General features: G+C 71.8%; 16 protein-coding genes. 5 read left to right on the forward strand and 11 right to left on the reverse strand.

What is annotated here, in order from left to right; translation table 11 throughout:
* Positions 1-8 precede the first annotated feature (8 nt).
* From I5071_RS44085 to I5071_RS44115, 7 genes are all read right to left on the reverse strand, one after another.
* The gene (locus tag I5071_RS44085; RefSeq protein ID WP_236519424.1) at positions 9-1,154 is read right to left on the reverse strand and encodes a hypothetical protein; all 1,146 of its coding nucleotides are present in this window, start codon (positions 1,152-1,154) and stop codon (positions 9-11) included.
* Positions 1,151-1,816, reverse strand: coding sequence for an ABC transporter ATP-binding protein (locus I5071_RS44090; RefSeq protein ID WP_236519425.1), 666 nt, complete (start codon positions 1,814-1,816; stop codon positions 1,151-1,153). Before I5071_RS44090 ends, I5071_RS44085 begins: the two co-directional genes overlap by 4 nt.
* Positions 1,816-2,598, reverse strand: coding sequence for an ABC transporter permease (locus I5071_RS44095; protein WP_236519426.1), 783 nt, complete (start codon positions 2,596-2,598; stop codon positions 1,816-1,818). Before I5071_RS44095 ends, I5071_RS44090 begins: the two co-directional genes overlap by 1 nt.
* Positions 2,595-2,981: a hypothetical protein gene (locus tag I5071_RS44100; protein WP_236519427.1), complete on the reverse strand. Its 387-nt coding sequence runs from the start codon at positions 2,979-2,981 to the stop codon at positions 2,595-2,597. Before I5071_RS44100 ends, I5071_RS44095 begins: the two co-directional genes overlap by 4 nt.
* Before the next feature lie 3 nt (positions 2,982-2,984).
* Positions 2,985-4,175, reverse strand: coding sequence for a KpsF/GutQ family sugar-phosphate isomerase (locus I5071_RS44105; protein WP_236519428.1), 1,191 nt, complete (start codon positions 4,173-4,175; stop codon positions 2,985-2,987).
* A 197-nt stretch (positions 4,176-4,372) separates the two neighbouring features.
* On the reverse strand, positions 4,373-5,026 hold the full coding sequence (locus I5071_RS44110) for a hypothetical protein (RefSeq protein ID WP_236519429.1): 654 nt from the start codon (positions 5,024-5,026) through the stop codon (positions 4,373-4,375).
* On the reverse strand, positions 5,023-5,946 hold the full coding sequence (locus I5071_RS44115; RefSeq protein WP_236519430.1) for a hypothetical protein: 924 nt from the start codon (positions 5,944-5,946) through the stop codon (positions 5,023-5,025). Before I5071_RS44115 ends, I5071_RS44110 begins: the two co-directional genes overlap by 4 nt.
* Positions 5,947-5,996: 50 nt before the next feature.
* On the opposite strand from I5071_RS44115, the gene I5071_RS44120 reads away from it, so the two are divergent.
* Positions 5,997-8,774 (forward strand): M1 family metallopeptidase, encoded by a 2,778-nt coding sequence (locus I5071_RS44120; RefSeq protein WP_236519431.1) that lies wholly within the window; start codon positions 5,997-5,999, stop codon positions 8,772-8,774.
* A 54-nt stretch (positions 8,775-8,828) separates the two neighbouring features.
* On the opposite strand, the gene I5071_RS44125 is transcribed toward I5071_RS44120, so the two are convergent.
* The 3 genes from I5071_RS44125 to era all read right to left on the reverse strand — a co-directional run bounded on the left by I5071_RS44125 (position 8,829) and on the right by era (position 12,946).
* Positions 8,829-10,208 (reverse strand): MopE-related protein, encoded by a 1,380-nt coding sequence (locus tag I5071_RS44125; RefSeq protein WP_236519432.1) that lies wholly within the window; start codon positions 10,206-10,208, stop codon positions 8,829-8,831.
* Between the two features lie 324 nt (positions 10,209-10,532).
* The gene (der, locus tag I5071_RS44130; RefSeq protein ID WP_236519433.1) at positions 10,533-11,960 is read right to left on the reverse strand and encodes a ribosome biogenesis GTPase Der; all 1,428 of its coding nucleotides are present in this window, start codon (positions 11,958-11,960) and stop codon (positions 10,533-10,535) included.
* On the reverse strand, positions 11,957-12,946 hold the full coding sequence (gene era, locus I5071_RS44135) for a GTPase Era (RefSeq protein ID WP_236519434.1): 990 nt from the start codon (positions 12,944-12,946) through the stop codon (positions 11,957-11,959). The genes der and era overlap by 4 nt, the downstream gene beginning before the upstream one ends.
* A gap of 127 nt (positions 12,947-13,073) precedes the next feature.
* Between era and I5071_RS44140 the strand changes: the two genes are divergently transcribed.
* Positions 13,074-13,883: a LamG domain-containing protein gene (locus I5071_RS44140; protein WP_236519435.1), complete on the forward strand. Its 810-nt coding sequence runs from the start codon at positions 13,074-13,076 to the stop codon at positions 13,881-13,883.
* A gap of 13 nt (positions 13,884-13,896) precedes the next feature.
* Here I5071_RS44140 and I5071_RS44145 read toward each other — a convergent pair whose 3' ends face one another.
* The gene (locus I5071_RS44145) at positions 13,897-15,072 is read right to left on the reverse strand and encodes a M91 family zinc metallopeptidase (protein WP_236519436.1); all 1,176 of its coding nucleotides are present in this window, start codon (positions 15,070-15,072) and stop codon (positions 13,897-13,899) included.
* A 132-nt stretch (positions 15,073-15,204) separates the two neighbouring features.
* On the opposite strand from I5071_RS44145, the gene I5071_RS44150 reads away from it, so the two are divergent.
* The 3 genes from I5071_RS44150 to I5071_RS44160 all read left to right on the forward strand — a co-directional run bounded on the left by I5071_RS44150 (position 15,205) and on the right by I5071_RS44160 (position 19,981).
* The gene (locus I5071_RS44150; RefSeq protein WP_268921197.1) at positions 15,205-16,047 is read left to right on the forward strand and encodes an aldo/keto reductase; all 843 of its coding nucleotides are present in this window, start codon (positions 15,205-15,207) and stop codon (positions 16,045-16,047) included.
* A 26-nt stretch (positions 16,048-16,073) separates the two neighbouring features.
* Positions 16,074-18,074, forward strand: a complete 2,001-nt coding sequence (locus tag I5071_RS44155; protein ID WP_236519437.1) for an alpha-amylase family glycosyl hydrolase — start codon at positions 16,074-16,076, stop codon at positions 18,072-18,074.
* A 98-nt stretch (positions 18,075-18,172) separates the two neighbouring features.
* Positions 18,173-19,981: an ABC transporter ATP-binding protein gene (locus tag I5071_RS44160; RefSeq protein ID WP_236519438.1), complete on the forward strand. Its 1,809-nt coding sequence runs from the start codon at positions 18,173-18,175 to the stop codon at positions 19,979-19,981.
* Positions 19,982-19,989 lie beyond the last annotated feature (8 nt).

Here is a 19,989-nt window from a genome sequence, read left to right on the forward strand (position 1 = left end):
GTTGGAGCTCAAACGTTCGCGTGCTCGCGGACCGACGCGATCACGAGCGTGCCGATGCCGAGCAGCGCGAAGCTGACGAGCAGCACCGTGACGACCTCGCGCCAGACCACCGGATGAGCCGGTGCCTCGGGCAGCGAGGGGCCGGCGATGCGCACCACGTAGCGGTGCTGGCGGGCGGAGTCGAGGCGCGCGACCTCGAGCGACGCGAGCGACGCCTCGTAGAGGCGCTCCGAGAGCTCCTTCTCGACGTAGATCGGCTCGAACCGCGCGATCGTCGCGCTCAAGCCCTCGCGGTCACCCGCGAGGCGCTGCGTCTGCTCGTCGATCTGGTGCTGGAGCGCACCGACGCGCCGGCGCTGCTCGACGACCTGCGGCGCGTCGCGCTGCAGCGTCGCCGTGAGCGTCGCGAGCTCCGCGCGTGCGATCGCGAGCTCGCCCTCGAGCTGGCTGCGGATCTCGAGCACGGCCGTCGCGGACGCTTGCGGGTTCAGCTCCGCGCCCTGCGCCTGGATCTCGAGCAGCGCCTGCCGCGCCGCGGTGAGGCGCGCCGTCGCCGTCGCGACCTGATCCTGCGCGAGCCGCATGCGATCCGAGCGCGCGCGCTCGCTGAGCCGGTTCACCATCTCCTCGCTCGCCGCGAGGATCGCCTGCCCGAAGGCCTCCGCCTGCTGCGGCGAGAACGCCCGGACGCGAAGCGTGACCGTGCCCGCGTGATCGTCGAGGACGACCGCGACCTTGTCGCGGTAGTACGCGTGGACGTCGTCGATCGTCGCGTCGGGGGACAGCCGCGAGACCCAGTCGATCCGCTCGTCGGAGTAGTGCTCGCGCAGCGCGTGGTCGCGCACGAGCAGATCGACCATGTCGCGCGACTCGATGTACTGCTCGACGACCATCGTGTCGCGACCCGCGGTCCCGGGGACGCTCGCGATCAGCGCCTGGAGCGGAGACGCGACGCTCGGCGTCTCGGCGGACTGGATGGTGAACGAGGTGACCGACTCGTACTGACGCGACGCGATCGCGCCGAAGTAGATCGACGCCACGAGCGTCGGCACGCCGACGCCGAGCGCCATGCGGGTCGCGATGCGGCGCTGGCGGAGCTTCCGCAGCGCGCGCACGGTCTCGGCGCGAGCCTCTCCCGATACCTGCGCAGTCACGCGGCGTACCTCCGGTATTCTTTCTCGGCGAGCCCCATGTCGTCGAATACCTGGAGGCGACCGTCGACCAGGAGGACGAAGCGCGTGCAGTAGTCCGCGATCGTCCCGAGGCTGTGGGACACCATGATGATCGAGCTCTTGGCTCGACGCTCGGCGAACGCCTGGCGACACCGCTCCTGGAACGGCTTGTCGCCGACCGCCGTGACCTCGTCGACGAGATACACCTCGAAGTCGATCGCCATCGAGAGGCCGAACGCGACGCGCGCGCGCATGCCCGACGAGTACGTGCGGACGGGCTCGTTGAAGTAGTCGCCGATCTCCGCGAACACGCGCGTGCGCTCGACGACGTCGTCCACGTCGGCGTCGTAGATGCGCGCGATGAAGCGGCAGTTCTCCTCGCCCGAGAGCGAGCCGTGGAACCCACCCGCGAAGCCGATCGGCCACGACACGCGGCCGCGGCGCACGACGCGGCCCGCGTCGGGCTGCTCCGCGCCGCCGAGGATGCGCAGCAGCGTGCTCTTGCCCGCGCCGTTGCGCCCGAGGATGCCGACGTTCTCGTTCCGCTCGAACGCGAGCGAGATGCGATCGAGCACCACGTGCGGACCGCGGTTCGTGCGGTACGCCTTCGTGACCTCTTGGAGCTCCATCACCGGCACGGACATCACGAAACCTCGATTCGGTGTCGGACGGATCGCTCGAGCGTCAGGGCGACGAACCACGAACCGATGACCCAGGCGACGACGTAGCCGACGTCGACGTAGTCGTTGCGGTAGCCGGTGAACCAGCCGCCGCGGACGAGCTCGATGCACTGGAGCACGGGGTTCCAGAGCATGGCGTCGCGGACTCGCTGCGGGAGCATGTGCGCCGTGAAGAAGAGCCCCGAGGTCCAGAAGAGCGGGCGCATCAGCGGCCCCTTCACGCGCTCGAGCGTGGGCCACACGAGCTGCAGCGAGCAGAGCACGAGGCCGGTGGCGCCACCGAGGAGCGTCGCGAGCCCGAGCCCGAGGAGCACGTCGAGCAACGACGCGATCTCGAGCTCCCCGCGGATCATCGCGTTCGTCCCGAGGATGAGCACGAGCACCGCCATGTACGTCGCGAACTCGAGCGCCATGCGCGCCCAGACGAGGTCGAGCGTGTGCACCTGCGGGTAGAAGAGGAGCGCGCGGTTCCCCGCGATCGCGGTGCTCGCGCGCTCCTGCGTCTTCATGACGAGCTCGTAGGTGACGATGCCGGTCGTCAGGAATCCGATCACGTCCAGCCGCTCGGGTGCGTTGCGGCTCAGGAACGTGAACATCGCGAAGAACGTCAGGACCCAGAAGAGCGGCTCGGCGAGCGCCCACACGTAGCCGAGGGCGTGCCCCCCGAACCGCGTACGCGTCTCGCGGAGCGCGAGGGCCGCGATCACGCGCAACTGCACGCGCGCGCCGCGCAAGAACCAGCTCACGGCGTCTCCGTCGGCTCCGCGAAGGGGTCGTCTCCGCCGAAGACGTCGGGCACGAAGACCCAGCCATCACCGCCCTCGCACGCGAGCCGCGTCGGCGCGCTCGTCGCCCTCGGCTCGTCGACCCACGTGCAGAGGCGCCCGCTCGCGCTCGCATACGCCGCGTGCGCGACGAACGTCCGGCCGCGGACCTCGATCGGCTGCTCGGGCGGCGCGGTCGCGATGACCGCGAGGAGCTCGCGCTCGACATCGTCGCGTGCGGGCACGCTGCCGGCTCGCAGCCCCGGCTCGTGGAAGACGTCCTCGTCGCGGACCGGGGCGCCGCCGCACGCGGCGAGCGCGAGGGACAGGGCGATCAGGGCGTGATGTCGGAGCTCGAGCCGCATGAGCTAGCGCCTGCGAGCGCGCGTGAGGATGCCGCTCGGCTGGCCCTCGTCGTCGAGCACCAGGAGCGCGAACAGTCCTTCGTTCTCGATCCGCTGCTCGGCGTCGAGGACGAGCGTGTCCTCGTCCACGACCGGGACGCTGACGCTCATGATCTCGCGCACCGACGCGCGCAGGCAGCCCTCGACGCTGTTCATCGCGCGCTGCAGCTCGATCGCCGAGACCATCCCGACGATCATCCCGTTCTCGTCGCGGACCAGCGCGACGCCGACGTCGCTCGACGTGAGGGCGAGCACGCACTCGCTCACGGCCGTGTCGGGGCTGACGAAGACGAGACCGTCGGTGAGCGCGACCTCACCGACACGCGCGAGCCGACGCCCGAGACTGCCGCCCGGATGGATGCTCGCGAAGTCCTCCTCGCGGAAGCTGCGCACCCGCATCAGCGCGATCGCGAGGGTGTCGCCCATCGCGAGGGTCGCGAGGGTCGAGCTCGTGGGCGCGAGGTTGTGCGGACAGACCTCGCGATCGACCGACACGTCGAGCGCGAGATCGGCGCCGAGCGCGAGGCGCGAGTCGGGCGCGCCGACCAGCGCGACCGTCGGCACGCCGCGGCGGCGCAGGTACGGCAGGAGCTGCAGGAGCTCGGCGGTCTCGCCGCTGTACGAGATCAGGATCACCGCGTCGCGCGAGGTGATCATGCCGAGGTCGCCGTGCAGCGCCTCGGTCGTGTGCACGAAGAAGCTGGGGGTGCCGGTCGAGGCGAGGGTCGCCGCGATCTTGCGGCCGATGTGGCCCGACTTGCCGAGACCGGTGACGACGACGTGGCCCTCGATGCCCTGCAGCATCCGGACGGCGCGACCGAAGCGCTCGTCGAGGCGCTCGCCGAGCTTCGCGATCGCGGCGGCCTGCTGGCGCAGCGTGTCGCGCGCCTGGCGCGAGACGGCGTCGAGCACGACGGCGAGACCGTTGCCGCCGGCGACGCCCTTGGCGCTGGCGAACCCGGCCCCCGCGAACCCGCTGGGGCCGATCGCGGCGCCCGCGATCCCTGCCGCCGGAAAGCCAGCACTGGCGATGACGCCAGAGCTCCGACCACCGCTCGCGTCGCGATCACTGCTCGAGGCGGAGGCATCGCCGGGCGTGCCCTCTGACCCGAGGGTCTCGCTCCCGAGCGCCTTCGCCGCTGCTTTCAGCCGCATCTCGATCCGGTCTCCCCGCAAAAGACGTCCTTGGTCGGTCGAACGTCGGCGCCTATGCAACGCGCCTCGCGGAGCCGCGGTTTAGCACCATCCGTGCCCCCTGTCGGAGTTCGCGACACTTCGGTCTTTTCGCGAATGGTTCCGCAGGGCTCCGGCTCGGTTGCGGGCGGCCACGGCACGCCGCTGTGACATCCCTGTCATGGTCGGGAGTCGCCAAAAGCGAAGACTTGGAGGACCGAGCGTCCCGGCTGGTCCGCGTAGATCGACACGCCGAGCTCGGTGTCGCCGCGCCGCACGAAGAAGCGCAGGGCGTTTTCCTCGACGATCGTGGGATCCGCCTGCCATCCCGCGCGCTCGAGCTCGGCGCGCAGCAGCGATTCCATGCCTTCCGGGGTGCTGGGGTACGCGACGCGCGCGATCGTCAGGGGATCACCGTCGCGCACCGGCAGGGGCATGCCCCCGGGGATGGATGGAAGCCCCTCTGGCCAGCTGCGGAGCACCGAGTGCTCCTCCGGATGGGGACGCTGGGGATCGTCGACTCCGAGGACCGTGTCGAGCGCGGCCCCGGTGCATGCGTCCAGCGCTGCACAGTCGTGATGGGGAGCGCACGCGAGCACGTCCTCGGGCATCGCGGCGTAGAGCCCTCCGGGCCGGCACGATCCGGCGCAATCGTCCTCCGCGTCGGTGCGCGCGATCCCGCGCGCGTCGAGGCACGCGGCGCTGTGCTCGCAGAGCGAGATGCAGCGCGGATCGCTGGGGGCCGAGGGCGCGACGGGCGCCGGTGCAGCGTCGCGCTCTCCGCACCCGATCGCGCAGAGCACGATCACGATCGTGATCGATCGCGCGATCACGCGTCCCCCGGCATGCAGTAGCCGTAGATCACGCCGCCGACCTCGCGCGGCGACGAGTGGCCGTTGCAGCGCTCGCCGCTCGCGCATCCGGCCGTGCTCGCCGACGCGCCGAGCACGCACCAGCGCGCGCATCCGTACTCGCCCTCGCCGGGATCGCGCGAGACCCCGAGCTCGCACACGAAGCCCGGCGCGCACGAGGTCGGCGTGGGCGTGCCCGAGCCGCACGCGTCGCCCTGCAACCCCGGGAAGAGCGCGCGACGACACTCGAAGTGCGGCACGTACGCGTCGCCGGGGCCGAGCCCGTCGATCCAGTCGCACGCCTCGCCCTCGGCGCATCCGTCGGACGTGATCGGGTCGCACGCGATCGTGCACGCGTAGACGCCGCTCGGGCTCCGCGAGTCGACGAAGTAGTGGCAGACGGAGTCGGCGCCCACACAGTCCTCCTGCGCGCTGCACGGTGCGCGGCACGCGCGACCACCGCGATGGTGATCGACGCAGACGTGCCCGGCGCCGCAGACCGGCGCGGTCTCGCACGCGACGTGCGGCGCGTAGGGCGCGGGTCCCGCGTCGGGCTGGTCACCGGCCGTACGGCAGGTTCCGTCGGGCGCGCAGATCCCGTCGGGGCAGGTCTCGCCACACGGCGAGTGACAGCGATCGTCGTCGCCGCAGACGAGCCCGTCGTCGCACGGACAGCCTTCGTCGTCGGAGAGCGCGCAGCGCGACGCGACGTTGCCGTGCAGGCACTCGGTGCCCGGCGGACAGTCGCGGTGCTCGCGGCACTCGCTGCCGCATCGACCGCCCACGCACGCGAGGCCCTCGGCGCAGTCGCTCGCGTACGTGCAGCGCGCACCGAGCACGACGTCGTCGGTGCATGCGACGAGGGCGAGCGCAGCGATCGACGCAGCGAGGGGCCGGATCACGGGGCGCCATTCTGTCCTCGCGAGATGTGCCGCGCTATATCGCGGCGACCATGAGAAAGAGGCCGATCGCAACCCTCCTCGCTGCGTCGATCGCAGCCCTCGCCGGCGCGTGCGGCCCGAGCGGCGCGACGCGCATCACGACACCCGACACCGCGCGCGCGGTCACGCCCACGAGCGCGCCCGACGAGACACCGCCCGACGGACCGCTGCCCGCGGGCGTCACACCGCTGCACTACCGCGTCGCGCTCGAGGTGCTGCCCGAGAACGATCGCTTCCGCGGCGAGGTGTGGATCCGCGCGCGCCTCGCCGAAGCGACGTCGCGCATCTGGATCCACGGCGCGCGCATGGACGTGTCGGCAGCGTCGATCGAGCACGTCGACGAGGAGAGCGACGAGCCGGTGAGCGTACCCGCGACCTGGCATCCCGCGGAGCGCGAGGGCATCGCCGCGCTGCGCACCGCGACGCCGGTCGGGCCGGGCGACGTGACGATCCACATCGCGTACGAGGCGCCCTTCGATCGCCAGCTCAAGGGGCTCTATCGCGTCGACGTGGGCGAGGATCACTACGCGTTCACGCAGTTCGAGGCGACGAGCGCGCGCTACGCGTTCCCCTCGTTCGACGAGCCGCGCTGGAAGACGCCGTTCGACATCGAGCTCACGGTGCACCGCGACCACGTCGCGATCGCGAACACGCGCGAGCTCGAGCGCACGCAGCTCGAGAGCGGGCTCGATCGGGTGCGCTACGCGACGACGCTGCCGCTGCCGACGTACCTCGTCGCGATGGCGGTCGGGCCGCTCGACGTGGTCGAGGGCGCGGCGATCCCGCCGAGCGCGGTGCGCTCGCGTCCGCTTCCGTTCCGGGGGATCGCGGCGCGCGGTCGAGGGCCCGAGCTCGCGCACGCGATGGAGCACACGCCGCGCATCGTCGCTGCGCTCGAGGACTACTTCGGGACCGAGTACCCGTACGACAAGCTCGACATCATCGCGGTGCCGGACTTCGCGTCGGGCGCGATGGAGAACGCGGGCGCGATCACGTTCCGCGAGTTCCTGCTGCTGCTCGGCGCGAGCCCGCCCGAGGATCAGGTGCGCGGCTTCGCGAACGTGATGGCGCACGAGCTCGCGCACCAGTGGTTCGGCAACCTCGTCACGATGCCGTGGTGGGACGACATCTGGCTCAACGAGGCGTTCGCGACGTGGATGGCATCGAAGACCGTCGCGCGCGTGTATCCCGAGATGAACGCGGATCTCGCGCAGCTCTCCGCGGTGCACGGCGCGATGGGCCAGGACTCGCTCGCGTCGGCGCGACGCATCCGCCAGCCGATCGAGAGTGATCACGACATCCGCAACGCGTTCGACTCGATCACGTACTCGAAGGGCGCGGGCGTGCTCTCGATGTTCGAGGCGTGGGTCGGCGAGGACGTCTTCCGCGAAGGCATCCGCACGTACCTGCGGCAGCATCGCTTCGGCACCGCGACCAGCGAGGACCTGCTCGCGGCGCTGAGCGAGTCGGCGGGACGCGACGTGATGACGCCGTTCCGCACGTTCCTCGAGCAGCCGGGCGTGCCGCTCGTCGAGGCGCGGCTCGAGTGCGCGGAGGGCGCACCACCGGTCGTGCACCTCGCGCAGTCGCGCTACACGCCGGTGGGCTCGACCGCGCCGCGCGATCGCACGTGGAGCATCCCGGTGTGCATCACGTATCCGGCGCGCGGGACGCAGCTCGCGACGACGTGTGATCTGCTGAGCGCGGCGAGCGCGGACGTGTCGCTCGCGGATGTGTCGCCCGCGGAGGTGCAGGGCTGTCCCGCGTGGGTCATGCCGAACGCGGGCGCGCGTGGGTACTACCGCTGGACGCTGCCGCCCGAGCAGCTGCGGGCGCTGCTCGAGCGCGGTGGGACGCGGCTCTCGGCGATGGAGCGCGCGAGCGTGGCGAACAACCTGCGCGCGGCGTTCGCGAGCGCGACGATCCCGGGCGGCGACGTGATCGGGGCGCTCCCGCGGATCGCCGGCGACTCGGTGCGGGTCGTCGCGACCGACCCGATGGGCCTCGCGGGGAACGTGGTCGAGCAGATCGTGTCGCCGGAGCACGAGGCGGCGGCGCGCACCTGGGCGGGAGGGCTCTATCGCACGAGCGCGACGCGGCTCGGATGGACGCCTCGCCCGCGCGAGGACGGAGACACGCGGCTGCTGCGGCGAGACGTGCTCGGGTTCATGGCGAACGTGGCGCGTGATCCGCGGGTGCGCACCGAAGCGGCGCGTCGCGGGCGCGCGTACCTCGGCGCGGGTGGCGACGGTGCGATCCACGCCGACGCGGTCGCGTCCGACCTCGCGGGGATCGCGGCGGCGGTCGCGGTGCAGGAGGGCGATGCGGCGCTCTTCGACGCGGTGCAGACGACGCTCTTCGCGACCGAGGATGCCGTGGTGCGCGCGCGTCTGATCGCGGCGCTCTCGAGCACCGAGGATCCCGCGCTCGCGGCGAGGGCGCTCGATCTCGGGCTCGACGCGCGGCTCCGCGTGAACGAGGTGCTGATCCCGCTGAGCGTGCAGGCGGAGCACGACGAGGGGCGCGAGCGCGCGTGGGCGTGGCTGGTGGAGCACTTCGATCGGCTCGCGGAGCGCATCGCGACGACGCGCGCGGGCGCGACGCCGTGGCTCTTCGCGGGGTTCTGCTCGCGCGAGGACGCCGAGCGGGTGCGCACGTTCTTCGAGCCGCGCATCGCGGAGCTCGCGGGCGGGCCGCGCAACCTCGCGGGCGCGATCGAGGCGATCGAGCTGTGCGCGGCGAGGGTGCAGGCGCAGCGCGCGAGCGTGGAGCAGGCGATCGCGCGGTGATGACGTGCGTGAATGGATCCGGGGGGATCCATTCACGCACGTGATGGATTGGGCTCAGCGGCAGGTCTGCACGCGACGCGTGTCGCGGGGCGTGCAGATCAGCCCCAGCGGGCCCAGCAGGCCATCGCACTCGACCCACGTGCCCTCGGCGCCGCAGCCGGGGACACCGCCGCGCCAGCCCTGGCCGGTGCAGCGCATGAGCACGGTGAGCGCGCTGCACTGGCGGTGGATCTGCTCGAACTCGCGCTCCTCGTTGCCGTTGCAGTCGTAGTCGAACGAGCACGAGGTGCCGGGGCCGCCGTCGCGGCAGTACGGCATGCGGAAGAAGCGCGTCTGCGCGGGATTGACCGCTTCGCCGACCGGCGTGGGCTCGTCGAAGCAGTCGCCGCCGTTCGGCGTGGTGCCCGCCGGGCACGAGCAGTCGCGGATCGCGCGGTTCACGCTGCCGAAGCCGTCGGCGTCGGTGTCGCCGTAGCACTCGATCTCGACGATCTCCTCGTCGACCGCGCCGTCGCAGTCGTCGTCGAGCTCGTTGCACTGCTCGGGCGCGCCCCCGTAGCGGTTGGGATCGAGGTCGTCGCAGTCGTCGCCGCACGCGCCGATCAGCTCGGGGGCGTGGCCGTCGCGATCCATGTCGACGAGCGCGACCTCGCAGCCCGTGCGCGGGTTGCACATCGCGGTGTGGCAGTCGTCCTCGGGCGCGCACGGAGGAGGGACGCCGCGCTGACAGCCGGCGTTCACGTCGCACGACTCCTCGCCGGTGCACGCGTCGACGTCGTCGCAGTCGAGATCCTCGCGACACGAGGGATGGCAGTCGGGCTCGCAGCCGTCGCCCGCCATCGAGTTGCCGTCGTCGCACTCCTCGCCTTCTTCGTGCACGCCGTTGCCGCAGCCGGCAGGGATGCACACGCCCGAGTCGCACACGCCGGGCTCGCCGCTCGGCGTCGTGCAGACGCGATCGGTCGAGGGCACGCCGGGCTCGCACTTCGATCCCGCGCTGCAGATCTCGACGCCGTTGCACGGGTTCTCGTCGTCGCAGTCGAGCGGGTCGTCGCAGCTCGGCACGCACGAGACGGGCTCGCATCCGTCGCCGGTGCGATCGTTCGCGTCGTCGCACAGCTCGCCGGTGCTCGAGTCGACGACTCCGTCGCCGCAGAACGAGAGCTCGCAGCGATCGTCGACGCAGATCAGCGATGCGCCGTCGGCGCCGCACGGCGTGCCGTTCGGCTGGCCGAGACACTCGTCGTCGGGCGGACCCGCATCGCCGCGGTCGGCGTCGGGGCGCGACGCGTCGATCGGGCCGGCGTCGAACGCGCCGGCATCGAAGCCGCCGCTGGGATCGGGCGGATCGACGTCGAGCGTGAGGCCGCAGCCCGCGACGCCGGTGATGGAGAGAAAAGCAAAGGCGGAGAAGACGTGCGCGCGGAGGTGCACGTATCCAGCCTAGCGGAACGCGAGATGCTGCGCGAATCCGCGCTTGCGGGAGTGCTCGCCTGCGCAGGGCCCGCACGGGAGCGTGCTCCGCACGCGGACGGGAGGGCCCGGAGTGGGCGAGCCGAGTTGAGACTCGCTTGCGGGAGTGCTCGCCTGCGCAGGGCCCGCACGGGAGCGTGCTCGGCACGCGTACGGGAGGGCCCGGAGTGGGCGAGCCGAGTTGAGACTCGCTTGCGGGAGTGCTCGCCTGCGCAGGGCCCGCACGGGAGCGTGCTCGGCACGCGTACGGGAGGCCCGGAGTGGGCGAGCCGAGTTGAGACTCGGCTACTCGCGCCGCGTCTTGCGCTTCCAGGAGAGGCGGATCGGCGTGCCCTCGAAGCCGAAGCGCTCGCGCAGCGCGTTCGCCACGTAGCGCTGATAGCTGAAGTGCACGGCCTCGGGCTCGTTCGTCACGATCACGAAGCGCGGCGGGCGCGTCTCGGCCTGCGTCACGTAGTAGAGCCGCACTGCCTTGCCCTTCTGGGTCGGAGGCGGGTGGTGCTCCAGCACTTCCTCGAAGAAGCGGTTGAGCTCCGCGGTGGTCACGCGCTTGCGATGCTCGGCGAGCGCGGCGTTCGCGGCCTCGATCAGCTTGTTCACCGCGCGGCCGGTCTTCGCGCTGACCGTGACGACGCGCGCCCAGGGCGCGAACGAGAGCACTTCGCGCGCACGCGCGACCGCCTTCTTGCGCTCGACGTCGCTCATCAGGTCGCCCTTGTTGAGCCCGACCACGAGCGCGCGGCCGCGATCGACGACGAGCCCCGCGAGCTTCGCGTCCTGCTCCGCGATCCCTTCCGCGGCGTCGACCAGCAGCACCACGACGTGGCTGCGCTCGATCGCCTTGATCGCCTTCATCACCGCGAGGCCCTCGACACCCTTGTCGATGCCGCGCTTGCGGCGCATGCCCGCGGTGTCGATCAGCACCCACTTGTCCTCGCCGCGCTCGTAGAGCGCGTCGATCGCGTCGATCGTGGTGCCGGGGCGCGAGTCGACGAGCTGGCGGTTCTCGCCGAGCAGGCGGTTCACCAGCGAGCTCTTGCCCGCGTTGGGGCGGCCGACGATCGCGACGCGCGGGATAGCCTCGTCCCACTGCTGCGAGGCGCCGGTGCCTTCGGCGGGCAGCGCCTCGGCGACCGCGTCCTCGAGCTCCGACATGCCGTTGCCGTGGAGCGCGCTGATCGGGATCAGGCGATCGATGCCGAGCTCGTAGAGCTCCATGCCCGCCAGCACCTGGGCCTTCGAGTCGGCCTTGTTCGCCGCGTAGATCACGGGCTTGTCGGCGCGGCGCAGGAGCGAGATCGCGGCCTGGTCGGCGCTGGTCGCGCCGGTCGTCGCGTCGAGCACGCACACCACGACGTCGGCCTCTTCGAGGGCGAGCTTCACGTGCTGCGCGATGCCCTCCTTCATCGGATCGTCGCTCTCGGGATCGAAGCCGCCGGTGTCGACCAGCACGACCTCGCGCCCCAGCATCAGCGTGTCGGCGTAGTGGCGATCGCGGGTGACGCCGGCGACGTCCTCGACGATCGCGATGCGCTGTCCCGCGAGGCGATTGAAGAGCGTGCTCTTGCCGATGTTGGGTCGACCGACGATCGCGACGACCGGGCGCGCGTAGATCGCACCCGCGGGCACCGGCTGCTTGCGCCGGTTGCGCTTCTTCTTCTGCGGAGCGCCTTCTTCCTCGAAGGGCGTCTCCTCGAACTCCTCGTCGCTCACGGCAGGCTCCCTTCGCGCGTCAGGCGGCGGACCTTCTCGGGGTCCTCGGTCCAGCCCGGCACCACCTTCACGAAGGTGCGCAGGAACACCTTGCGCTCGAGCATCGACTCGATGTTCTCGCGCGCCTCCTGGCCGATCGTCTTCAGCATCTCGCCGCGCGCGCCGATCACGATCGCCTTGTGCGAGTCCTTGGTGACGATGATCGTCACGCCGACGCGCAGCAGCTTGCCCTCGTCGACCCACTCGTCGACCTGCACCGCGACGCCGTGCGGCACTTCCTGTCGCACGTGCGCGAGCAGCGCTTCGCGCACCAGCTCCGCGACGAAGAAGCGCTCGGGACGATCGGTGAGCACGTCGTCCTCTTCGTAGAGGAGGCCCTCGGGCAGGTGCTCGCGGATCTCCTTCACGATCGGCGCGAGGTTCGCGCCGCGCAGCGCCGAGCAGGGCACGATCGTCGCCCAGGGGTGCGCTTTCGCGAGCACCTCGAGCGTCGGGAGCAGCTGGCCCTTGTCCTTGACCTTGTCGACCTTGTTGAGCGCGAGGACGATCGGCTTGCCGAGCGGCTTCATCAGCTCGAGCACGCGCTGATCCTCGGGCGCGAGCGCGCGGCGCTTCACCACGTCGCTGGCGTCGACGAGCAGGAGCAGCACGTCGCCCTGCTCGAGCGCGCCCTGCGCTTCTTCGACGAGCACGCGGCCGAGCATGCTCTTGGGCGCCTCGAGGCCGGGCGTGTCGAGGAACGCGATCTGCGTGCGCGCGCCCTCGACCGGCGCGTCGAACACGCCGAGCAGCACCGTGCGCGTGGTGCCGGGGCGCGGCGCGACGATCGCGAGCTTCGTCCCGAGGAGGGCGTTGAGCAGGGTGGACTTGCCGACGTTCGGACGCCCGGCGATCACGCAGCGACCCGCGCGCGGCGGGGCCGCGTCGGGCTTCTGCTTGCGATTCTGGGCCGAATCGCGAGGTGTGGTGCTGCGGGGGCGGGCCATGACGGAAGCGCGAGTCTAGTGCTCGGCGCCGTCTCGTCGAGCGCGGGGGCGCGCAGCGTCGTGCGGTAGAGGTACGATGCGGGTGAACCGGGTCGCGCTGGCAGGGTGCGCGGTCGGGCGGAGGCGAGTGAGGGAGCACGTCGTCGCGGTCGCATTGTCGGGGTTGTGCGTGGTCCACGCGGGGTGCGCGCTCGAGCGCATCGGCATCGTGCCGTACGCGTCGCCGCGAGACGGAGGTGCGCAGCGGGACGCGGGCACGATCGATCCCGGCGACGCGGGCACGATCGACGTCGATGCGGGCTCGAACGACGCGGGCTCTCCCGATGCCGGGCGCCATCCGCTGTGCGCCGACGACCCTGCGCTGGTCGCTTGTTATCCGTTCGACGGCGACGCGCGCGACCACGGGCCCCGCGCGAACGATCTGCTGGTGACCGGGGTGGGCTGGGATCCGGATGGCGGGATGGTGCTCGGCGCGGCGAGCAGCGCGGTGGTCGCGACGCGACCGGAGCTCGCGCACACCGAGACGTCGATCCTGGCGTGGGTGCGGCTCGACTCGCTCCCGCTCACCGGGCGCGTGGGGCTCGTCGATCACGACGGGCAGTACGGCATCTTCGTGCATCCCGGTGGCGAGCTGCGCTGCGCGATCACGATCGCGGGATCGGGCTGGGCGATGGCCGCGGCGGTGATCGGAGCGCGCGAGTGGCATCACGTCGCGTGCGTCGCGGAGCAGGCGACGCTGCGGCTCTACGTCGACGGCAGGGAGGTCGCGACGACGCCCGCGGCGATGACCCGCACGCCGGGGAGCTCCGCGCTCTACGTCGGCGAGAACGGGCCCACCGGCGACGATCAGCTGATCGGGGCGATCGACGATCTGCGGATCTGGGACGAGCCGTTCACCGCGCAGCAGGTCGCTGCCGACGAGCGCGCCGGTCGCTGATCCGATCGGTCCGTCACCGTCGCGAGCACGGGCGATCGTCGCCGCCGCGCGATCGGCGGTCGTTCTCCTCGCGCTCGAGGCGATCGAGCTCCTCGCGGCGCGCGCGATGGCGCGCGGCGTCTTCTTCCATGCGGCGGCGCTCCTCGGGCGTGATGTGCCGCTGCTCGTTGGGATCGGAGTAGAAGTCGCGGCGCGGCAGGCCGCGATCGGCGCGGTACTGGTTCTCGGTGAACTCCGCGTCGGCGTAGGGACCGACGCCGACGGTGCGGAGCTCGTTCTGCTGCACGCCGCGGCACGCGGGACGCAGACCGCACATGCGCGCGTCGCGACGGCCCACGCGTCGATCGCGGTTCTGGCCGCGCACGATGTCGTCGGCGTGCACGAGCTCGTGGAAGAGCGTGACGTCGCTCGGGTAGTTGTCGCGATGACCGAACTCGCCGGGGCGACCGCCGGGCACGCCCTCGGGGAGCGCGTTGTCCTCGGGGTTGTAGGAGAGGCGCGCGGTCGAGGGACCGAGGCGATCGGTCGCGCCGCCGCCGCCCGCCTGCGAGCCGACCTGCACGTTGCCGCCGCTGTCGCGGAGGGATCGCAGGAGACGACGACCGCTCGGGGTGCTCGCGATGGTCTCGAGATCGCGGCGCGCACGCTCGACGAACTCGGGGCTGCCGGTGATCGTGATGTTGCCGACGCGCACGCGCTCGAGCGGGTTGCCGTTGTGATCGCTGAGCCGCTCGGGGTCGCCGACGTCGAAGCCCTCGATGTTGCCGAGGGTGGGGCGCGGCATCGGCGGCGCGCTCGACGGGCCCTCGCCGCGATCGTCGCCGCCGCGATCGCTTCCGCGTGAGCAGGGGCGCGGATCGTCGTCGCGATCGTAGTCGCGATCGTAGTCGCGCGCCGGGCCGCGATCGCGATCACGATCACGATCTCGGTCGCGGCGTCGATCGCGATCGGGCACGCCGAACGGGGGAGGCACGACGCCGAGGTCGCCGAAGCCGCCGAGGCCGGGGTCGAGCCCCGCGATCGCCGAGTCGTCGAGCTCGCCGCCATCGCCGACGAAGCTCTCGGAGCTCGCGACGCCGAGCGCGCCGACCGCGGTCGCGCCGAAGACCGCGAGCGTGCCCGCGAGGATGAGCTGCTCGGTGCCGAGCTGTCCGCGTGGATCGCGGAGGAGGTTGCGTCGCATCGTCATGCGCGCGCATCGAGAGCATCCGGCGTACCGCGCCCGAAGGCGCTCGATCCGGGGTGGTGCGCAGTGCGCATCGAAGGGATGCCCATGCGCACCGAGGTGGGCATCGCGGTGCCCGCGCCTATGCCGATGAGGGTGCGGACGCGGAGGTTCGGGGACGTCCTCGTGCCGGTGATCGGCCAGGGGACGTGGAACATGGAGCAGGATGCGCGCGACGAGGTCGTGCGCGCGCTGCGGCGTGGGCTCGATCTCGGGCTCACCCACGTCGACACCGCGGAGCTCTACGGGAGCGGGCGTGTCGAGGAGATCGTGCGCGAGGCGATCGCGGGACGGCGCGACGAGGTGTTCCTCGTGAGCAAGGTGCTGCCCTCGAACGCATCGCGGCGCGGGACGATCGAGGCGTGCGAGCGAAGCCTCGCGAGGCTCGGAACCGATCGGCTCGACGCGTACTTGTTGCACTGGCCGGGGTCGTTCCCGCTCGAGGAGACGATCGCGGCGTTCGAGCAGCTCGTGCGCGACGGGAAGATCGCGCGCTGGGGCGTGAGCAACTTCGACGAGGAGGAGCTCGAGCAGGCGCGACGGATCGCGGGCGAGGGACGCATCGCGTGCAACCAGGTGCTGCACCACCTGCAGGAGCGCGCGATCGAGCACGCGGTCGCGCCGTGGTGCGCGGCGCACGGAGTCGCGGTGGTGGGCTATTCGCCGTTCGGATCGGGGGAATTTCCCGCGCCGGGGAGCAAGGGCGGCAAGGTGCTCGCGGAGATCGCGCGCGCTCGTGGGGCCACGCCGAGGCAGGTCGCGCTCGCGTTCTTGTTGCAGGTCGTGCCCGACGCGCTGGTGATCCCGAAGGCCTCCAAGGTCGCGCACGTGGAGGACAACGCGGGCGCGATCGATCTCGTGCTGAGCGACGGCGAGGTCGCGCGGATCGACGCGGTGTTCCCGAAAGGCAAGAAGCGGCGGGGAGTGCCGACGTTGTGAGGGGCGCGGCCGAGCACGCGCAGGTGGTGCACGGGTCTCGTGCGGTGGCGCTCGTGCTCGTCGCGTTCGGTGTCGCGTGCGGTGCGCCGGCGCCGCGGATCGAGCGGGCGGAGGAGGTCGCGCCACGCGTCGCGTTCGCCTCGATGGATGCGGACGTGTGGGCGTTCGAGCGGCGCGTGGAGGGCGTCGCCGATGACGCGTGCGTGGATGTCGAGCTGCGGCGAGGGCCGAGCGAGATCGAGGTGGAGCGCGAAGGCGAGCGCTTCGTCGCGACGGTGCCGCTGGGGTCGGGCGAGAACGTGCTCGTCGCGCGCTGCGAGCTCGCGGGTGGGACGAGCGTCGAGAGCGCGCCGCTGCGGCTCCTGGTGCGGCTCGAGGACCGACCACGCGCGGTGGTGCGGGCGAGGGTCGAGGGCGACCGGGTGATCGTCGATCTCGAGTCGAGCACGCCGGCGGAAGGGCGCAGCGCGCCGCTGGTGCGCGCGTCGTGGAGCGGCGTCGGGCTCGTCACCGAGGGCGGCGCGCCGATCGAGACGGTGACCGATCGTGCGGTGGTGCTGCAGAGGCCGGCGAACGACGGCGAGTACGTCGTGCAGGGCGAGATCACCGACGCGATGGGGCGCGGCGATCGCGCCGCGGCGCGCTTCGTGGTCGAGGGCGGAGCGGCGCGGGTGAGCGATCCGATGCGGGAGCACGCGCGCTGGATCGCGGACGCGGTGATCTACGGCGCGGTGCCCTTCTTGTTCGGCGCGCCGGGGCTGCCCGCGATCACCGCGCGGATCGACGCGGTGCGCGCGCTCGGGGTCGACACGATCTGGCTCTCGCCGATCACGCGCTCGCCCGACGACGACTACGGCTACGCGGTCACCGACTACTTCGACGTGCGCGAGAGCTACGGCACGACCGAGGATCTGCGCGCGCTCGTCGAGGCCGCGCACGCGCGCGGGATGCGCGTGCTGATGGACTTCGTGCCGAACCACGCGTCCGACAGACATCCGTACTTCGAGCATGCGCAGCGCTTCGGGCCGCGCTCGCCGTACTACGAATTCTTCGATCGCGACGAGGGCGGCGAGGTCACGCACTACTTCGACTGGGAGAACCTTCCGAACCTCGAGTACGCGCATCCCGAGGTGCAGCGCATGATGCGCGAGGCGTTCGCGCACTGGGCGCGCGACCTCGACGTCGACGGGTTCCGCATCGACGCCGCGTGGGGCGTGCAGCAGCGCGAGCCCGGCTTCTTCCGCGCGCTCTCGGAGGAGCTCTATCGCGTCGATCCGCAGCTCTTGTTGATCGCCGAGGCGAGCGCGCGCGATCCCTACTGGCGCGAGGTCGGCTTCGCCGCCGCGTACGACTGGACCGACGAGGTCGGGCACTGGGCGTGGCGTGAGGCGACGGGATGGTCGGGCACCGATCCCGGCATCGACGTGCCCGCGCTGCGCGAGGCGATCGTCGCGACCGAGCGCGCGCGCGACGGGCTCGAGGTCGTGCGCTTCCTCGACAACAACGACACCGGCGCGCGCTTCCTGACGCGACAGGGACGCGGCGCGCACGACGCCGCGAGCATGTTGCTCTTCACGCTGCCGGGGCTCCCCGCGCTCTTCACCGGCGCCGAGATCGGCGCGGAGTACGAGCCCTATGCGCACGAGGAGCCGCTGGTGTGGGAAGGCGGCGAGGACGTGGCGCGCGTCCTCGCGCGCGGCATCGCGACGCGGCGCGCGGTGCGCGCGCTGACCGAGGGTGAGCTCGTGATGCTCGAGGTGGATCCCGCGGACGCGGTGCTCGCGTTCCTGCGTCGCGATCCCGAGGGCGATGTCGCGCCCGCGCTCGTCGCGATCGAGCTGAGCGGCGAGGCCCGTCGCGCGCGCATCACGCTGCCCGCCGACGCGCAGCGGACCTTCGGTGCCCGTGCGTGGCGCGATCGACTGCAGGACGAGGCGGTGTCGGTCGAGCGACGCGCCGGCGAGGTGATCGTCCCGCTCGCCGCGCACGGAGCGCGCGTGTTCGAGGGCAGCGTCGATCGTCGCTGACGCGTGGCTCGACGCCGCGTGATCGAACGCCACGCGACGAGCACGCGCGCTTGCGCGCTCGGGCCCCGGGATCAGGGATCCGATAGAGCAGCGCGCCGATGACGGACATCGCTCACGAGGCCGCGAGCGAGGCGAGCGCTCGCCCCGACGAGAAGGAGCGCTCGCGGTGGGCGATCCTCCGCCGCGCGCTCTCGTTCGCGCGCCCCCATCGCCGCAAGATCACGATGATCCTCGCGCTGACGATGATGGCCGCCGCGCTCGGTGCCGCGGAGCCGCTCGTGCTGCGCTGGATCTTCGACGCGCTCGCTGCAGGCAGCGGCGAGATCGACGTCGCACTCACCGGCGTGGCTGCGCTGGCGCTGGTTGGCGTGCTGCGCGAGATCGGCGCCGGCACCGCGACGTTCATGACGTGGCGGACGCGCCTCGAGATCCACTTCGCGCTGCTCGACGCCACGGTGGAGCGCCTGCATCGACTGCCGATCGAGTTCCACAAGGCCGAGGGCGTCGGCGCGACGATGACGCGGCTCGATCGCGGCATCCAGGGCTTCGTCGGCGCGCTCAACGAGATCGCGTTCAACCTGCTGCCGGCGCTCGGATATCTGCTCTTCGGCGTGATCGTGATGATCCAGCTCGACTGGCGCCTCGCGCTGCTCGTGCTCGCGTTCGCGCCGCTGCCCGCGCTGATCGCGGCGCGCGCGGCGCCGACCCAGACGCGGCGCGAGGAGGCGCTGCTCTCGCGCTGGTCGAAGATCTACTCGCGCTTCAACGAGGTGCTCTCGGGCCTCGTCACGGTGCGCAGCTTCGCGATGGAGGACATCGAGAAGGGGCGCTTCCTCGACGACGTGCGCGAGGCCAACGACGTGGTGGTGCGCGGCGTTGGCTTCGACACGCGCGTGGGCGCGATGCAGAACGCGGCGGTCACCGCGGCGCGCGTCAGCGCGATCGGGCTCGGCGCGGTGCTGATCGTGCGCGGCGAGATCTCGATCGGCACGCTCATCGCGTTCCTCGGCTACGTCGCGGGCGCGTTCGGGCCGGTGCAGAACCTCGCGGGCATGTACCGCACGTTGCGCATGGCGACGGTCTCGATCGACACGATCTTCTCGATCCTCGACGCGCAGGAGCACCTCGGTGACTCGCCCGACGCGAAGGAGATCTCGCACGTCCGCGGCGACGTCGACTTCGACTCGGTGCGCTTCGGATACCGTCGCGAGCGACCGATCCTCGAGCGTGTCCATCTGCAGGTGGAGGCGGGCGAGACGATCGCGCTCGTGGGCCCGAGCGGCTCGGGCAAGTCGACGCTGATGTCGCTGCTGCAGCGCTTCTACGATCCCTGGCAGGGCACGGTGCGGGTCGACGGCGTCGACGTGCGCGATCTGAAGCAGTCGTCGCTGCGCAGGCAGATCGGCGTGGTGCTCCAGGAGCCGATCCTCTTCAACGACACGATCGCCGCGAACATCGCGTACGGGCGGCCCGACGCGACGCCGGCGCAGGTCGAGGCCGCGAGCCGCGCGGCGCACGCCGACGTGTTCGTGGAGAAGCTCGCGCACCGCTATCAGACGAAGGTCGGCGAGCGCGGCGCGCTGCTCTCGGTGGGCGAGCGTCAGCGCATCGCGATCGCGCGTGCGCTCTTGAAGGACCCGGCGATCCTGATCCTCGACGAGGCCACGAGCGCGCTCGACGCGGAGTCGGAGTCGCTCGTGCAGGACGCGATCGAGAAGCTGGTGGTGGGGCGAACCACGTTCGTGATCGCGCACCGCCTCGCGACCGTGGTGAACGCCGATCGCATCGTCGTGCTGCGGCACGGCGAGGTGATCGAGATCGGCAGGCACGAGGAGCTGCTGCGCGCGAAGGGCTACTACGCGTCGCTGGTCGCGAAGCAGAGCCGCGGGATGCTGCCCGAGGAGTAGAGCTCACC

This window comes from Sandaracinus amylolyticus, assembly GCF_021631985.1.
In the GTDB taxonomy this organism is placed as follows: Bacteria; Myxococcota_A; Polyangia; order Polyangiales; family Sandaracinaceae; genus Sandaracinus; species Sandaracinus amylolyticus_A.

Bases quoted from the DNA above. Each gene is read 5' to 3' on its own strand.
- era (WP_236519434.1), bottom strand. From the start codon at position 12,946: ATGGCCCGCCCCCGCAGCACCACACCTCGCGATTCGGCCCAGAATCGC.
- I5071_RS44120 (WP_236519431.1), top strand. From the start codon at position 5,997: ATGAGAAAGAGGCCGATCGCAACCCTCCTCGCTGCGTCGATCGCAGCC.
- I5071_RS44100 (WP_236519427.1), bottom strand. From the start codon at position 2,981: ATGCGGCTCGAGCTCCGACATCACGCCCTGATCGCCCTGTCCCTCGCG.
- I5071_RS44090 (WP_236519425.1), bottom strand. From the start codon at position 1,816: ATGTCCGTGCCGGTGATGGAGCTCCAAGAGGTCACGAAGGCGTACCGC.
- I5071_RS44160 (WP_236519438.1), top strand. From the start codon at position 18,173: ATGACGGACATCGCTCACGAGGCCGCGAGCGAGGCGAGCGCTCGCCCC.
- I5071_RS44145 (WP_236519436.1), bottom strand. From the start codon at position 15,072: ATGACGATGCGACGCAACCTCCTCCGCGATCCACGCGGACAGCTCGGC.
- I5071_RS44105 (WP_236519428.1), bottom strand. From the start codon at position 4,175: ATGCGGCTGAAAGCAGCGGCGAAGGCGCTCGGGAGCGAGACCCTCGGG.